This window comes from Pseudoalteromonas sp. MEBiC 03485, from assembly GCF_004195145.1.
Lineage (GTDB): Bacteria > Pseudomonadota > Gammaproteobacteria > Enterobacterales > Alteromonadaceae > Pseudoalteromonas > Pseudoalteromonas apostichopi.
Genome location: NZ_SGBT01000002.1, coordinates 355,589 through 372,952 on the forward strand (window position 1 = coordinate 355,589; position 17,364 = coordinate 372,952).

12 protein-coding genes are annotated in these 17,364 nt (G+C 36.3%); 3 read left to right on the forward strand and 9 right to left on the reverse strand.

Annotated elements, in window-relative coordinates; all coding sequences use genetic code 11:
• Window positions 1–9: 9 nt before the first annotated feature.
• The 7 genes from EVU92_RS18435 to EVU92_RS18465 form a co-directional block, all read right to left on the reverse strand.
• Window positions 10–618, reverse strand: a complete 609-nt coding sequence (locus EVU92_RS18435) for a DUF1788 domain-containing protein (protein WP_130052624.1) — start codon at window positions 616–618, stop codon at window positions 10–12.
• 16 nt (window positions 619–634) lie between these two features.
• A complete protein-coding gene (locus EVU92_RS18440) occupies window positions 635–1,270 on the reverse strand; it encodes a DUF1819 family protein (RefSeq protein ID WP_130052625.1) in 636 nt (211 codons plus the stop codon).
• On the reverse strand, window positions 1,271–2,188 hold the full coding sequence (locus tag EVU92_RS18445) for a WYL domain-containing protein (protein WP_240701336.1): 918 nt from the start codon (window positions 2,186–2,188) through the stop codon (window positions 1,271–1,273).
• A gap of 116 nt (window positions 2,189–2,304) precedes the next feature.
• Window positions 2,305–4,746 carry a hypothetical protein gene (locus EVU92_RS18450; RefSeq protein WP_130052626.1) on the reverse strand — a complete coding sequence of 814 codons (2,442 nt, stop codon included), beginning with the start codon at window positions 4,744–4,746 and terminating at the stop codon, window positions 2,305–2,307.
• 420 nt (window positions 4,747–5,166) lie between these two features.
• Complete coding sequence (locus EVU92_RS18455) at window positions 5,167–5,727, reverse strand: hypothetical protein (protein ID WP_082918325.1); 561 nt, start codon at window positions 5,725–5,727, stop codon at window positions 5,167–5,169.
• A gap of 11 nt (window positions 5,728–5,738) precedes the next feature.
• On the reverse strand, window positions 5,739–8,057 hold the full coding sequence (locus EVU92_RS18460; protein ID WP_130052627.1) for an AAA family ATPase: 2,319 nt from the start codon (window positions 8,055–8,057) through the stop codon (window positions 5,739–5,741).
• A 97-nt stretch (window positions 8,058–8,154) separates the two neighbouring features.
• The gene (locus tag EVU92_RS18465; RefSeq protein WP_130052628.1) at window positions 8,155–11,460 is read right to left on the reverse strand and encodes a serine/threonine-protein kinase; all 3,306 of its coding nucleotides are present in this window, start codon (window positions 11,458–11,460) and stop codon (window positions 8,155–8,157) included.
• Between the two features lie 155 nt (window positions 11,461–11,615).
• Between EVU92_RS18465 and EVU92_RS18470 the strand changes: the two genes are divergently transcribed.
• From EVU92_RS18470 to EVU92_RS18480, 3 genes are read left to right on the forward strand one after another with little or no spacing between them, the layout of a single operon-like run.
• Window positions 11,616–12,341, forward strand: coding sequence for an AAA family ATPase (locus tag EVU92_RS18470; RefSeq protein WP_130052629.1), 726 nt, complete (start codon window positions 11,616–11,618; stop codon window positions 12,339–12,341).
• A gap of 22 nt (window positions 12,342–12,363) precedes the next feature.
• On the forward strand, window positions 12,364–13,044 hold the full coding sequence (locus EVU92_RS18475) for a hypothetical protein (protein WP_130052630.1): 681 nt from the start codon (window positions 12,364–12,366) through the stop codon (window positions 13,042–13,044).
• A complete protein-coding gene (locus EVU92_RS18480; RefSeq protein ID WP_074988784.1) occupies window positions 13,041–13,802 on the forward strand; it encodes a metallophosphoesterase in 762 nt (253 codons plus the stop codon). Before EVU92_RS18475 ends, EVU92_RS18480 begins: the two co-directional genes overlap by 4 nt.
• Before the next feature lie 236 nt (window positions 13,803–14,038).
• Here EVU92_RS18480 and EVU92_RS18485 read toward each other — a convergent pair whose 3' ends face one another.
• Window positions 14,039–15,205: a hypothetical protein gene (locus tag EVU92_RS18485; protein ID WP_130052631.1), complete on the reverse strand. Its 1,167-nt coding sequence runs from the start codon at window positions 15,203–15,205 to the stop codon at window positions 14,039–14,041.
• 176 nt (window positions 15,206–15,381) lie between these two features.
• Complete coding sequence (locus tag EVU92_RS18490) at window positions 15,382–17,361, reverse strand: DUF2779 domain-containing protein (protein WP_130052632.1); 1,980 nt, start codon at window positions 17,359–17,361, stop codon at window positions 15,382–15,384.
• Window positions 17,362–17,364: the final 3 nt, after the last annotated feature.

Here is a 17,364-nt window from a genome sequence, read left to right on the forward strand (position 1 = left end):
AACGTCCATTTATGGAACGAGTTTAAATGCTCGGTAATAGTTATTTGATTCGATACGGCCAAAGGGTTTTAGTGCAGTTCCGTCGTATTCGCCGGGGTAAAACAATACGGTTGGCACGTTGCCTACTTTTGCATGTAAGGCATTTAACAGACCGTGGCCTCGTATAATTGGCCATGCACTGCCTAAGCCGTGTAATAATATAAATTCTGTTTGAGCTTGATTATCTGCACCGAGATCGATTTTAGAGGCAATGAATTCGGCAACACGATTTTGTTCAAGTGGGCCTTTTAGTGCATTAAACAGTGCATCGTCACCGCGCTCTTTTTGTACTTTGAATGCCCGCTCGGTAAGATTCCGCGAGTCCAATAATTCCAGAATCGCTTCAAATAAATTGATACTGGCGAAATTGCGTCCGCGCTTTGTTAACTTGTCTGTGATAAACGCCAAGTGCTCTCTTACCGTTAACTCAGACTCAGCTGGATAATCAAAAACATAAAAACCAATTTCATTTCCTAAACCTTGGTTCTTAAGGAAATCTTCACTCTCGATCTTAGGTAGAATTTGATCGAGTCTATCGTTCAAGTTCTTATGTTGTTTCGTTGTACTAAAGGTCGTCATAGTTACGTATCCTTCCTTAGATTAATTCCATAGCTGCAATAATGTCCTCTCTGTCTATCGACAGAAGCAATTGCCTAACTTCAGGCAGCAGATAAACATTTTGCAATTTCTTATTGCGAGTTGTTTCTATGTATCCACCATCAGCAATTGCTTTAAAGGCAACTTGTGAAATTTTATAAGTGGACGCATCAGACATATTAGCTAGATCAGGAAACAGACGGCAACGGTCTTCCCAATACGATTCCCAGTCCCCAACGTCTAGGCTTTCTCTAAACATACGTTTTGCGTCGAGCACGACATTTCGCATAAAGTCAGCTAACAAAGTGCTATTTATTAACGTTGCTGCGAACATCAGTTGAGTCGAAAGCTCCGTGCTACCAAATGCTACCTGCTCAAGATATTCATCTGGCATATTTTCGATACGTTTTTTTATAGTCGCAGCGTTACGTTTAGCTGACGCATCGGAACGTTTTTGTAATATATTTCGGTTAACGATTGCATCTAACCATTCTTCTTGCGATGGCTTTTTAAGCAACAGTTCCGCAACGATTTGGCTTTCTTTGATCATTAAACTGCCACCAATTAAATCACCAAGGTAGTCCTTGTGTTTTTTGATCGCTTGTTTGTTTAACGGTTTATTAGTTGAAGTCATTTATAATTCTTCCAATTCTGGTACGTAGCCGGGGGCAATTGTAAGATTTTCTGCTCCAAACAAGGCTTTTCGGTTCTTTAACCATAATTGATACTCTGCACCTACTAGCTCAGCATCAGCTGTACAATCGACGTTCCAGCGCCTTAATAAATATCCAGCCATTGCCGCACGAATAGTTATATCTAATTGCCCGTCGGTCATACCATAATCTAGGGCTATGGCCGTTGGGTGCTGCACATTGTTTGGGTGAGGCACTAATTGCAGTGGCATCATGCGCATCCACTGATGATCTTCGAGTTTGTTTTCTTCTGCGCTTGGCGTATCCGCTTTAATAGTTACTTTAGTTACACGTGTCAGAACAAAATCACGAAATGATTTTGAATTTCTGTCAAACCCTCGAACATGCCACCGAAGGCCATTATCAACTATGGTATGAGGTACTATTTCCCTTGCCTTGGAGCCTGAACTTAATGAGGTATAAGTAATAGAGATCGGCTTTTGTTTTAAAATAGCTTGTACGATTTTCGCGACAATAAAGATATCTGGGACATTGAGCTGATACGGTGCATCAACAGGAAATGGGATTTCTAACACACCGTCGAAACCATCGCTAATTTTGTTAGACAGCTTTGCCATTGTCTGGCGAGCATCATAACTAAAAAGTGGTTTAAAGGTTTTCGCTTGAAAATAAGTGCGCTCTTTTTGATCAAAATTGATGTTATTTGGTGCTAGCTCTTTATAAACAGCAAGATCGCGAGTCGCATTGGCCATCCCCATTTCGAACTTGGCGGTCAATTCTTTACGACTCACGCTTCCTTTGAACATAAGTGAGAAGTCTATAAAAGACAGCCTTTGCTTTTGAGCAAAGCTCAGGTTGTCTATGTTTTCGTTCTCTTTGGTTTCTCTTATGAAGCTCATATACGCACTTATATTTGTATGACACTGGTATAATCAATTTGATTACCACAATGTACTACAAATTAAGAATGCGTCAACTTTTAAGTTTGATCTAGATAAATTTTTTAAGCGATACTCTAATTACTTGAATGTAATGCTTTTGAATAATATTTTTGCTCAAAATACTTTTTGGTTAATTCACTCTTATTAGGACATAAAAAATAGTATTTTGGTGGTCTTTTACCATCTACATTTTTTGCTCCATTCCTTTGCGAGTCCTGTTTAAGACCAAATAAAACATTTAGGATACCCCGAGTTAAATATCCTCTATCTTTATATTCCCCTGCGATATCTGTTGAGCAACCAAGCGCTATCAGTTCATTTCTAACTTTATAACCTTCTATTTTTGCTGTTTTTATGTACTGCGCCAGTTTATCTATATCATCAGTTATATAGTTTGCTGTTAAGTTGAATTCATCAACATTGAGAATACTAAAAATATCTTTAAATATTTTCTGAATAACAACCAATTTAGGATTTTCTATTGGACAAAACCCTCCTTGCAATACTCGAAAATGCTCTAAATGTCTGCGGCTTTTACCGCCATCGTCAAACTCGATTAATCGTCTAGCTGAGTCAACGCAATCAGATGATTTAAGGTTGTAAAATCTCTGCAATTCGTAAACTTGAAGTTTAAATTTTTCTTCATTCGTTAATATTTCAAATGAATTTTTTAAGAAGTGATGATCCGACATGTCGTAGAAAGTATTAGCGGCAATATCAATAAACTTTCTTTTGTTTTGTTTAAATAATTTTTTAATGAGTTTGCCAATAGCTTCACTCTCATTTTTTATGGCTTCTAGGGTAACTTCATAACCCAAATCTTCAAACAATTGCAATGTTGTAAAAACATAGTTTTGTTTCATTCGTCGGTTATGAGCGATACGGTCTAATACCAACTGACAATGTTTGTCCTTAAATAAAGCTGAAAGATCGCTTGAACATTGTTCTTCATAGGCTTTATAGGCCAATTCATTGAATATTTTTCTCTTATCAGTGGTGATAAAACGAGATCTTTTATCAAAAGAAATAGTTATATTTTTTGATTTTCTGAAACGTCCCGAACTTTGAACAACCTCAGTAGGAAGTAGAGTATGACAAGCAAAGATGTTGACTGAATTCACTTGGTTAGTGACTACGCTAACGCCACTTGTAACAACCGGAGAAAAGATATGACATTGATGCTCCTCCACACGAGACGTTAAATCATAAAAATAGTCTGGTTGGCCTTTTTTCATGAAAACACTATCCACGACTATTGGCTTGACACCTGTTTGTTCTTTTATGACATTGGCTATAGTATTAAATTTACCATTATGACTATGTTTTCCGTCACAGAACGCAATAGTTCTTTCACCAGCATTTAAGCTGCCCACCAATTTACTTAACTGTTTCTGATAAGAGAAAACCGTTAATTTTTTGTGTTGTGTTTTAGCTTTATCTGTGTTTTTTACAATAGTAATTGAACGCCCTGCTTTTACGATTTGCTGTGCACTAAAATTTGAAAACATGGCATCGGCTACAACCACTGTTTCCGTTTGTAAAAGATTCTGCCATTGTTCCATAGCTTCAGAGCAACGATGTAAAGTTTTCGGGTACATTAACTCTGTAGAACAAATAGCCGATTCGCACTCCTCAAATTCTTCAATTAAGCAGACTTTTGAGTCTTTGCCGTATTTCTGATATTTCCAGTTGGCAGTCGCTGAAATTACGCAAGCGGCTACAGCCTTAAGTTCTGAAACGTCTAATTCTTTTTGATGCTGATAGTTGCGTTTGTCATTGATCAGTTGCGTGCTTAAAGCAATCGTAGGTGTAATAACAATTGGCTTAGCATCTGTAGAAGAAAACTCATCAAAGAGTGGAATTATCACATCTTGACTTTTACCTGCTCCCATTCGCTCGTTTAAAACATAGAAACCGGGGTTATGTTTGATATATTCGACTAGCTCATTTTTGTAGCTAAGACATATTTCATGTACTTGATCAGACAAGCGAGGTGAAACTAAATCTTTCACTTCCAGCTTTTTCTGTTCGAAGAATTTGTGAATTTTTCTTCTTGCGACAACAGCCGCCTTTTCACCATCGATCTTCAAAGCCTGCGGAGTGGCAGCTAAAATAAGTTTTTCAACCTGTTCTTCAGACAGCTGTAATGGAACTTTTTTAATTAATTTATTCAGCAGTACGTTTAATGATTGAGTAAATAACTTGGGTTCTTTAGATACGGACAGTAATTCTCTTAATACTTGCTCTTTAGTCGAGTCAGTAATCTCATGATCGCGAAAATCATATTCATACCCATAAACTGAAAGTGTTAAACCATATTGAATTGCTAACTCTGCGCCAAATACAACATCAGTTTCACCCACTACCAACACATAATCTATCTCAATTAATGTCTGGCGCTTTAATTGCTCAGCCAAAAACATAGATAAATCTTCACGATAAAAATGTTCTGCTTCGACACCATTTGGTAATACAACACCTGATTTTGCTATACATAAATATTTAACTTGCTTCAAAATACATCTCCAAAATTTTTTATTAGTGAAGCTGGAAGTAACTCGTCCCGAGTCAGAGTTTTTTGTTCTGTATTAATAACTAAATTAAAACTCTGACGTGATTTAAATGAATTTCCCAACTTCAAGTTGCTGTATTTTGAACTATCGCAACAGGGCACCCATCGTTGGAAAATGAGATCAGTTTTTGGAATTAGGATTTACCTAAAATAGATAGGCCTATAAAGTGCGCTAGCACTGGGGTTTGAATAAAATAATTTTATCCCCGCACGATGTGCGAATTTGCTAATTTTCTTTATTCGTTGCTTTCTTGTTGGTTTTGCGTACTTGGTAGCTTTGTGTTGAAAGGTTATTCGAGCGTCAGAGTTTTAATTAGTATATTAATACAGACTTTAAAACTCCGACGTGAATGGATTGGCTTATTTAGGCAATTGGTTCCGTAATTTTTAGCATGTTTTCATGCAATTGCTTGGCGTCGTCTTGTGCTCTGTGTCGTTTATTTTCAAAATTCTGTAACTCAGAAAATGATTTTATTAAATGGCATCCATTACGTTTTTTAAAATCAATTAATTCAAGATGGCCTATCAATTTAAAACTAGGGATAACATTAGCCTTAGCAAACAGCTGTGTTAACCATGTTCCATCGAATTCAACTACATCACATACAACAACACTGTTACCTAGAGTTTCATTTAACCTGATAGCCGCAGAGACGACATCAATCCCCTTTCGCAACAACATCTTTTTTGAAATACCATGAACGTGAGTTTCAGCGTATTTACACCAAAACCCATTCTCTAACCAATCTGGCTCGGGCTTAATGAGAAATGAACCTGTGGAATCATTACTGTACCAACCAACTTCAATTGGGTATCCGTTTTTACTAATGCCAGATGATTCAATATCAATAGTGATGAGTTTTCCATTAACATCAAAATTCGACGAGTTTAAGTTGCCATAAAATCTAGGATCAAAAATTTTCATAACAGCCACCTTTAATGAATAAAGCCAATAGGATTTGACTGGTTATTCATAATTGATACAAAGTCATGAATGCTCAAGCAAATAGTTCTAGGATTGTTTACATCATAGCGCTGAATGGCTTTTCTAATCGCAGATTCAATAATTTGCTTCGCTTGCCTTGGTACAACGCCTAGATAATGGTGCAGGCATTTTTCAGGAATTTCACTGGATAGAATATCTTGAAGGCCACGTTCTTGAATATGTTTTTGGTATATATTCTGGCCAATGATTTTCATTTGCTCTGGTGAAGGTTTCTCTACTGTAAAAGAAACGATTCTGGATTTTAAAGCAGGTGTTAAGTTCTCGATATTGTTTGTTGTTGTAAAGATAATAAAGCCTGAAAAATCAACTTCGACATCTAAATAGTTCTCTAGTAAGCTCTTTCGTTGTTCCGTTTCAAAAAAACCGAGCAAAGTTGGCACTAGATTGCGCTCGCCGGAATTTTTAACTTGGCAGAGTTCATCAATCAAAAAACATTGATTATAAGTTTCACCGTCAAGCAACATTGCCTTAGCGAAAGCTCCAATAGAAGCGTTATTCCAAGTACGATGCGCACCAATTAACTCAAATTTATCCCCCATTGATGTGACCGGCAGAGAGGTAAATTCAAGTTCAAATAATTTAGCAAACTCCAAGACAAATTGTGATTTTCCACACCCCGGCTCGCCATCAAGATTGATTACGGGCAAATTGATCGGTTTTGATGTTAGAAACGCTTCTGTCATGACCCCTCTTAAATATTCAACAATATGAGCGCAATTTGGAAAACTAGTCGCTAGGTCGTTTAATCGAACTATAAAGTCAGACGGAACTTTAACTATGCGTTTTTTATTGCCTTTAGCTTGGATCTGATTAAAAATTTTTTCGTCATGCTCTTTTAATCCCAACATAATATTTGTCATTAGATCATCGTGATTATAGACTTCGATTGTCTCTGGCTCAGAGCATTCTTCATCGGGGTATAGTACTGGTTCTTGTGTTACGGGAACTCGCTCCAAAGATTCATCTGAAATGCCATGAAATTTCATGATTTCATTTTCTAATGCCGAAAAGTTTACGTCATCAATAAACGCTTTTATACGCTCACACTCACCAATAATCTTATCTTGGAAATCCAGTGCTTCAATCTCAGTGACTTCAATCGTGTTATCGAATTTCTGGTAATTTATCTGACGATCTTTTGCTTTTAAGAAGTCGTTAAAATTGTTCATCGATACATCATTGCGACAAAAACAAGTCGCGCAATAAAGTAATTTTTCTGATACATCGTCAATTAATTCTTCCCAAACTTGCGGGCTGTAGCCATTCAACCTTTGGAAGTTAAATGGTGTTTTCGATTCCTCAAAGCCTGTCAGTTCTGGTTTTTGTTTAAGTTTGTATGCTTTAGTTCCGACACAAATCGCCTTAACTATTTTATTTAAATATTTGAAACCCACTTCATGAAAACTTGGCTTAGTTTTATATAAATAAAACACTCTAATGGCGGTTTCGTTTTCAAAAATGGACAAGAATCTAAATTGCTCGATTGGCTCTAACACTTTTAACGCCGAAACAATCCATTCATCTCTTACTTTTGAAATTCCCAACGCCCTTATTTCTTCGGGCACCATTTCTAAAAACCCAAGGACTTTTTCTTGATAAGTTTTCAACGGAAACGTGTAAGGATCTGAACCATATAAATCCGGCTTTAACAAATATTGTTTTAACTCAAATGCTATCAATGTTAAGGCTGAATGCTTGTCTTTGTTTACCGCTATTTGCTTTTGAGATAAATGCTTAATCGTTTTAATTCTGTTAACTGGCAAACATTCTAACAACAAATCAGTGTTATCTTGAAAGTCGATAAGGTCTGCTAATGCCGAATCAGGAATTGATGGTAAGACATTTTTTAAGTTTTCTAGCCCATATTCCGCTAAATCTCTTACGCCGGAGAATGATCTACAATTTAAGCCAACCGCTAGCTTTTGTCCTCGTGATAATAAAATGTGTTTGGATTTACGAAGTGCCTTTTTTAGTTTGCTGATTTCTAACTTGCAGCTTGAAGGTGTCGCAGTTGTTAAATTTCGTTTGAATTTATCTTTTAATGAATAGGCATCGTTAACGCCACATAACAGTAAATATCGGATAACAGACTTATTGCTTACGTAAGCCAGACATGTGTCTAGATCTATATTTGTGAAATTTAAGAGTGCGTGCCTAATTACAACAGGATGATAGTTTCTAATAAAGTCTAATGACGTTATTTCTTTATCTAATATAATCGTGATCTTGGTTGATGGAGTGCTTTGCATAAATAATCCTCTGTATTAATAGGATTATTTAACCACTGCAACATCAGGCACCCACCGTTGGAAACTGTATAATACATCTGATTATCATATTTTGACACTAAGCAACTAGATCGATAGTTTTGGCATGCTCAATAGCATCTAACAATCGATGGGAATGCTTATCAATATATACGCCGTCATTATAGATACATAATCTGGCGGGTGAACCATCATGCAACTGAACAATAACATCAGTAAAAAGGTAATCCATTCCAACAGAATTGAATTTGCAAATTACTTTTTGAATTCGCGGATCATCAACAGAGTAAACTTCTGGTATGCTTTGTAAATAAGGTTTAGTTAACAGGCGGCCATTGATAAAAAGCTGTGGTTTTAACACAACTTCATTATTAACATGACTTGCCGAGGCGTCTAGTAAGACGTAACTAGCTGCACTTAATTGTTCAACCGTTTCGATGGTTTCAAGTGGTTTATTATTACTTTGCTCTGCTAATTTTATTAAAGCATGATCTAAATAGTTACTGTTAGACTTTACACCTTTGCTCTTTTTACAACTTTGTTGTTGAACTTGATAACTAAGCTCTTGGTTTAAAGCTGAAGTCAGCAGCCCTTTGAGCAGAGTTTCTATCAAACTTTTAACTCTTTGTTCCGAAGCAAATCCTTTGTAAACAATTGCGTGAAGCGCATTTAGGAATTGATTTGCCTTACTACCAATTCCACTAATCATAAAGTATTCTTTTTCAGCTTCTTCAGACTTACCGTTATCTAAGTTGTACTTTTGCCACTCAGCATCAGAAAAGTGCCAGCCTTGTTCAAGTAAATAATGGCTAGCTAGTATCAATTTAAACAAAGTACCGTGGTTAGCGTTATGCTGCTCAGCTTTCTGAGTAATAATGCTTTCAATTTCATCTGCTGTGCTTTCGTTTTGCTGCTGTTCATTACTCCCAAATAGAAATGGGTCTATGATTTCATCAGCCTCCGCAACTCCCGTAAAATCAATCTCTAAGATAAATAGTAACAGTAAAGTTAAAGCATATATATCAGAGGACTTTTGGAGCGGTTTTCCAATCAATACATCCGGGTTTAACCATTCCAGTGAGCCTGAGCTTGCTTTAGACAAATGTTCATAACTCGCTGAACCAAAATCGATCAACTTAGCGACGCCTTCATTGGTGACGATAATGTTTTCTGGCTTTAAATCCCCGTGGATAAGATTGTTTGCATGAGCCGCTGCTACACCGTTACAAATTTGTTGAAATAACGTAATTTTTTGATCGTTGCTCAGAATGTTGTTGGCCAAATACTTGTCCAGAGTCATTGCACCAAAGTGGTATTCAGTGACTAAACCATAAACATCAGCATTTATATGTCTTGAAAAAATGGACTTTTCAACACTAATAAAATCATAGACCTGAATAATATTTTCATGTTTAAGAGTAGCAAGTATTCTGGCTTCTCGTTTAAACACTTCTGGGTGAGTGAACTCTGAAGTGGCATTGAGCTTAATCGCAACCTCACGGTATAGATTATTATCCGCGGCTTTAACTACATAACCATTACCACCTGAGCCGAGTTTATTGATAACTTTGTAACGGCCATTTAAACGTTTATCCATATTAATTAACGCAAGTGAATTATTTCGACTGGTCACGACTTTATGTTTTTCTAAAGGGTCAATGCTATTGCAAAAAACAGTATTAAATCGTTTATACACTTTGGGACTAGCGCCACCAACTTGTGACACTATTCGATTCCAGCGAGCGCGTTGCATTTTAAAGCCGTCCTCACTTTTATCCGTTTTAGCAAAAGTTTGAAATGCATCAATAATTGTCTCTGTCACAAAGATATTTTTATCTTGTCCTTGAAAAACTGAATTCCACCGATATTCGAAATAACTATCATCATGCGTAACGGCTTGTTCTAAAGATAATTTGTCAACGTTACTTAAATTTAACTGGCTAGCTAGTTGCTGAGTAATAGCCTCTATGTTTCGATTGTCGAAAATATCATCACCACCATGGCTTTCAACCCAGTTAACAAAATCTTCATTTATTTTGCCAGACAAGCTGTCTTGAATTCTTTTCGAGTGAATATTGTCTTCTGATAAGTTCTTGAATTGCCCCTTATTACTTTTTAGTTCACTGAGCTTAAATATGAGCTGGTTCTTTTGCACAAAATATCTAAACCGTGCTTCTAACCAATCCTCTAGTGCAAAGCCATTGTAAGTATATTCATTACGCTCCAACAAATATAAAATCCAGACTTTAGCCACTTTAAATGTTCCCGCTTTAAATGAGTTAAAGTTATGCTCAATTTTGTTAAAAATGTAGTCAAAACCGGATTTTACTTGAGTATATTCCAATAGATTTATCAGTGATGATAAATACAATGCACGACGTGCAATCAGATCAACATTTACAATAATATTTGGGTTGAGTGTGAGTACACTGTATAGCTGAACGTTGATTAGCTGAGTAAACTCAGCTTCGAATTGTGTTTTATTAGCAGTGAAGCTCTGGCTATTCACTATTTGAGCTGGCAAACAAGTGAGGCACGCATTAAGGATTTCAGTATATGGCTTATTTTGCGAATTGCCATCGTTAAGTAATTGGTTAATTTTATCTTTGAGGTTAATAACGCTAGTTAAATTCAGTAAGTCTGCGTAAGACACCTGTTTCAAAATTTGGCACTCGCTACTACTTAGCCAACCTTCAATTTTATTTCTTTGCTGTGACGTTAAATCTCTGTGATGATAAAACAATAGTGCTTTAGGTAATAATACTACTTTGGAAAAGTTTAAAGTATCAAGAAAGCTAAATATTAACTGCCGTATTTGAGTCTCAAATACCAGTTCATCTGTTGTTAAGTCTCGTACTTTGTTACTGGTTTTAGCACTTGAGTAAGATGCAATACTTGATAGCTTCATACACTCATGAACAAAGGTTAAATCTGTTGTGTTGGTTACATTGACAGCCGTAAGTTTATGATCTCCTTTGGCATTATTAACAATGATAGAAATAATTAGCTCAGCAGTGGTTTTGTCTTGCTTTAGGTTTTTATTAAGTTCGTTGATAAATTTATTGAATTGAAATCGCTTATCAAGCTTTTCACGCATAAGGTGATCGATAAACTTAATAACCTGCTCAGCTAACTCTTTTGAATTTGATGTTTGATTTGCTTCAAGAGATTGAAGTAACAACGCAGTAAATAACTCAACACCTTTTGATCGATCCCTTTTGTAGTCTCTGCTATCTGTTTTGTGACTTAATTCAGCCTGAGTAATGGATATCCAAACGTCTTTTAAAATTTGCGCTTGAACAATGGAAATTGATTCGCCGCTTTCATGTAAATACCCCTTCTGCCAGTTCTCATATTCATACGCGATTCTAGCTAATTCATTCATAAAAGCGACTCCATAATTTAAGTTATCAACTTATCATATTTTTCCATTTTTGTCTTTATAAACAATGAGTAAATATAAATTTAATTTTCCAACGACGGGTGTATCAGCTACCTAAGGTAAGCTACTAATTAGAAACTTAAAGAGGAAATTTATAAATGACTAAACAACAAGTAACAGTTCTAATTGGCCCGGCATGCACAGGTAAATCGACCTTTGTTCAACGGAGTAAGTTTGATTATGTCGTATCTTCGGATGACATCGTAGAAAAAATAATTCACGACAATAATTTAACTTACAAAGAGTTCTTTGAACTCGAGTTCAACCACCCTATCCGCCGCGAGCAAAGATCTTTGTTTTTTAAGTCGGTTCAAGAGTCAAAAAAATACAAAAACATTGTGTGGGATCTTACCAATCTTACTAAAGCAAATCGGCAAAAGATTTTTAAACATTACCCTAACGCAGAATTTCATGCGATTGAGTTTATATTTAAAAACAAGGAATACTTCATTTTAAAAACGTGTCACGAGCGTTATCAAGAAACTGGAAAGTTCATTCGTGAAAATGATCTTAAAGCCATGTTTGATAAATATGAACCAGTATCAAGACTTGAAGGTTTTGACACAATTTCACGAGAAGAAGCGTTACCTGCTTCCGTTTTGATTTTAGACGATGAAGATTTTGATATTCATGCCCCACACCTCAATGCAGCAGAACATGTGAAGTCGTTAAAGGAATTTCTTGATTCTTATTTTCCCTACATCAGTGACTTGGATGGTTATGACGACGTGTTTAAAGAAAATGAGTCTTCAATTCTTTGTGCCGTTCACGATTTGTCCGCATTAACTATGAAACACCACAACCTCTATGTTGTATTGATGTAATAAGGTTTGACTAGGAGTCAGGATGAAATACAACAGAGAAATTAATCAGCTAGAAAACGCAGGGGCTGCCGCTGGAAACATAATCGGTGCTGTGGCAATTAATGGCTTCATGGGTCTATCAATCGCTGGAAAGTTATTTGTTACTGCTGTCATGCTATTAACAGGTTTAGGTGCTGATCCAGTTCTTTTAGTTGGATCAGGCCTTACACTTTTCTTTGCTCTAGCCCTAGTACCTAATTTATTAGGTTTAGCGATTATTATCTCTGGTGTTTATTGGGCTGCTTCGCACTGGGATTGGCCAAGCTGGTTGGCACTTGCGCTATACTTTTTACTTATATTGACTGCCTCACCTATGCATTTGTTGGGAAAAATAGACGACAATGGTGATTTGCAAAAATCACCGGATATTGTAGCCACTACTCAATTCTTGAGTAGCATTTCTCTATTGGCCTTGGGAACGGCATATTATTGGGAGTTTAATGTCTTCAACCTTGAGGTGCATGGCTACCATTTTGCTCTTTGGTTTGTGACAGCTGTGTTTGCCCAAATAACCTCTGAGGCAACATTATCTGATAGAAAGCTTGCAAATGTATTTAATTACCTACTTTCATTACTTGCAACCTATTGGTTTACAGCAATATTTACACTAGATCCTCTTCTTATTAATAGCACAGCAGAACTAATTAAAGGAATTATACTATGAAGTTGGCATTATTTTCAGACATTCATAATGAATTTGAGGTTTGGACCCCACCTAAAATTGACGCAGACGTGGTCATTTTAGCGGGTGATATACACTCAAAACACCATGGCATACAGTGGGCTAAAGATTTCTTTGAGTTGCCGGTAGTCTACATTCCGGGGAATCATGAATATTATGGTTCAAATATCCAATCGATTAATAGAAAACTAAAAGAACAATCTAAAAACTCAAATGTTCATGTATTAATCAACGATAGTGTCGAAATAGGTGGCGTTACATTTATAGGCTCTACCCTATGGACCGATTTCAAACTCTTTGGTGAGTCGAATAAACAAGAATGCATATTTGATGCGAGTGCTAAAATGAACGACTTTCAGCACATTACAATAAACGATAACGGTAAATACAGAAAACTTAAGGTATCCGATACCATCGCGTTTTTTGATAATTCATTAAATTTCATTGAAAACGAATTAAAAAATAGCAATACAGGTAGAAATATTGTGATTACACATCACGCACCTTCTCCTCAATCAACACCAACGCAATACCAAAGCGACCTACTTTCGGCCGCATTCTCTTCTAATTTAGAAGAGTTTATTAAAAAATATACAGATAGAATTGATATATGGGCACATGGTCACACTCATCACAATGTAAACTATCAAATTGCTGATACGAGAATAATTTCAAATCAACGCGGTTACTCCAGTCTAGAAAACTATAATTTCGATTGTGGTTACGTTGTTGAGATTTGATTTAGTAACTGCTAATTGAATAAAAATTAGATAGATTGTGAATACAGAAATCCAGTACGTATCTTCTTCATCAAATAACCTGCTAAAAGTGCAATAAAAGTATTAATTTTTTTAGACATGTCGTTAACCTCGATTTGTAAAACCAATACAGAACAATAAAAAATGGGACAAACATTGTCCCAACTTGAATTTACTCATTTTATAAATTGCGTTATTGCATGGGGGAATCCTAATATTTAAGCTGCCTTTTTGGCCCTATAGGTTACTTTTCCTAAGCCGGAAGGGGGAGTGTCAATTATTTCAAGAGTAACTCCAGATTGGTAGAAGAACGTTGGCTTTTTTAGAGCGCTACATATTGCAGTTAAGTCGCCACCTAGCTCCTTTTTAATGTCACTGGAAGTAAACTCAATAGATGCTCGTGTTTTTAATCCTTCCTTAATGAGTTGTAACGCAAATGTTCTAACTAAATCTGCTGTTACTTTTGAATCTTTAGAGCTTGAGCGAGTACTATAGTTCTCTACCTTGTCTTTACTTTCATCTTTGGGTTTTAATTCAGGAAAATCATATCCGATCATAAATAGTGCACACTCAATATCTCGTATTAACGTAGCCTTATCACCTTTCAAGCTAGTTTGATTTTCAAGTGCCTCAGCCAAAAGCCAGTTGGCCTTTAAGTTATCTCTAGTATGAACATTGCCAGCTGAAAGAATTGAGAATTTAAAATTATTTACTGACGGGTTACGAATTTGTTTGCCTCTCGCAGAGCCATAATGAAAGCTTAATAATTTACTTTGTGCATTACCTGTTTTTTTATAAAAATTCGTTTCTAGGTATCCCAGCGCCCCGCCTACTCGACCATCATAAATAATAAAACTCGAACAGATTAGCGAATATATTTTTGTAAACCCTGCATTCATGATTACATCAATGGATTCACCATTAACAGATACTTTATATTTATCATTACAAGTAATATCTGGACCATTAAACAGTCTTATGCAACATGCTAGATACTCTGGAAGTATAGAGCCTAAAGATAATATTTTATCTTCATTCTGATAGAGGACGCCTCCCCAATCTAAAATCATTAAACAATAATTTTGGCATGCTTTAAGATCTCCATTGCCTATAGCTGAAACCAAACCTTTGCTAAAGCTTTCTAAGCAAGTTTTATTATCATGTAACGATTTGCCAGTTTTAACTTCGTTAATAAATCGATCTATATACCTAAATGGCCATTCATATTTATATAATGCATCTAGAAAAGAATCGAAATATATGTCTTTTTTTTCATCATACCAATAATACTCATGCTTAAAATACTCGTTCCCATCAATTAAATTAGACAGGTAAGATGTAAACTCTTTTACCATAGGTTGATTTAAGTACTCTTTTTTATTCATTATTACTTCCTGCCAACTTGTGTTGGCTAACTAATCTATTTGTCTGCATAGTACAAAGCTAATAGGACATACAATGTCCCATACTATACACATCTAACTAGTTGGTAAACGTTACTGTAGTGGTCAACTAATATTGGCCACGGTTTTATAGTTAAGCCAGTATCTTCTCTCTGACTCTATTTGTTTTCATTAATCATCTCCCTCCAAGCCTCTTGGATCATCACCATAGCCAAAGTATCTAGCTCACAGTACATCAATAGTCCGCGTTCAAGTTCCTTTCTTTCATAATCAGACATTTCAGTGAACTGGAGCCTTGCATATGCAGTTAAAGCCAAACCGCCATTATTCAGTTCATCAGATTCTGATAGTAGCTCTATGTCATGCTCAGACGCTTCTGCAAACATTTTTGGCAGTGATTTGTATGGGTCTTTCACTTTTCCGTTGTCATCAAATTCAATCCAAGCTTTATTTTTAAAGTTTAAGCTAGGCAACTCATGAGTCCCATAAATAGGTTGTTCGTATTTTTCTTGTAAAAATTTAGAACTATTTAAAATCGCAGGTAGTACTGCCTTAATAGAGTTTGAGCCACCTGTGGCAGGGTCATAATAATATTTCTTTACCAGCTCCCATTGATCGACCATGTTTCTGTCACCCAACCAATTGTCTTTGCTATTGTTGGAAGACTTAGTGATTGACTTAATAAAGTCACAAAGCTTGTCCTTATCTAATTCAGCAGACAACTTTAATTGCTGATAAACCATATTAAGATAAGCATTCTCGTGGTTTGAGTACCTAAAGATGGTGCCGTTGTCTTTTTCTAATTGAGCTTTTAGCTCTCTTACAAAATTAAAGTTTGGGAACTCACCAACCTGAGAACTAAGAAATTCACCTGCATGCTCCACACGACCGTCTTCATGTAATATGTGGTGGGAAAACTGGAACGCTATGCCTTCGTATGGCGACATTCCTTTATAAAAAGGAATGGCAACGGCACAAGTTTCAAAGTCAATAAAGTGAAGAGGGTAAGTCCAAGAGGCCATTTCATTTCGCATGCTATCGACATCAACATACACACTTGAATCATTTTCTTGTACTTTCTCTATTTGAAGCCACTGCCTTTCTTTTAATGTAAGTGCAGGTGTTGATGACTCTTCGTAGTTGATGTCTTCTGGAGAAAGGTCTTTTAGCTTTACTTTGCCATTTTCGATACAGCGGTTTGAACTTCTAAAGTTTGAGATACTTAATACCGTAGGCTCATTAAAGTCTTCATCACTCCAATGAAGTTGCTCTTTCCAGCATTCCTTAAAGCCACTTTTAAAGCCATTCGCTTCATCTTCTTCCGAGCATTTGAACTCACAACTTTTGCACTTTGAGCCGATGACTGGCATCACCTTTTCATCGTTAGAATACTGCTCTGCTAGTACTTCGATATTAGGGATGAAGCCTTCTACTGGCATACCAGTTTGCAATTCGGTTTCATAAGCAATTTGAACTGCTTTGTCGGTATTGACCTTTTTGAGAATTTTTACTGATAAATCCGAGGCAGATAACGAATGAGAAACAGACACACCGCGTCTGTTTCTGTCATCACGAGTTAATTTAAACTTCTGATTTAAACCATCAACTGGACAAGGCATGTCTTTATCCACAACCATTAAATAGCTGCTAACTAGCGCACCGGGTATGGCCTGTTTTAAAACGTATTTTTGAAACGCCACATCAAAAATGTATGGTTTCCACTTTGAGTCTAACTTTCCAGACTTGTTCAGAAAGTCTTTATCTTTTTTAGCCGAATATGATTTGGCTTTAACTTCAATAAGCTGATACTCATTGCCTTGCTTAACTAAAATATCGACACGAACAAATAAGTTGCCAAAGCGAATGGCTGGCTCAAAAATGACGACGTTTTCTTGCTTTAATAGCTCATTAGTTTGCTGAATCGACTCTTCATAATCTAAAGAAGTTATGTCATGACCGTCTGGGTAATAGCACTTAGCTAATTCACCTACCTGAAAACCACCATCAGCTAATGAGGCTAGAAATGGGTCATCTAGCTTGTTATCCAAATACGCTTTTTTACCTGTATAAAACAACTTTGTTGGACACTCAGTGGCTAACTTAAATCGTGATTTGGTCAAATACCTAGGTTGGCTCATATC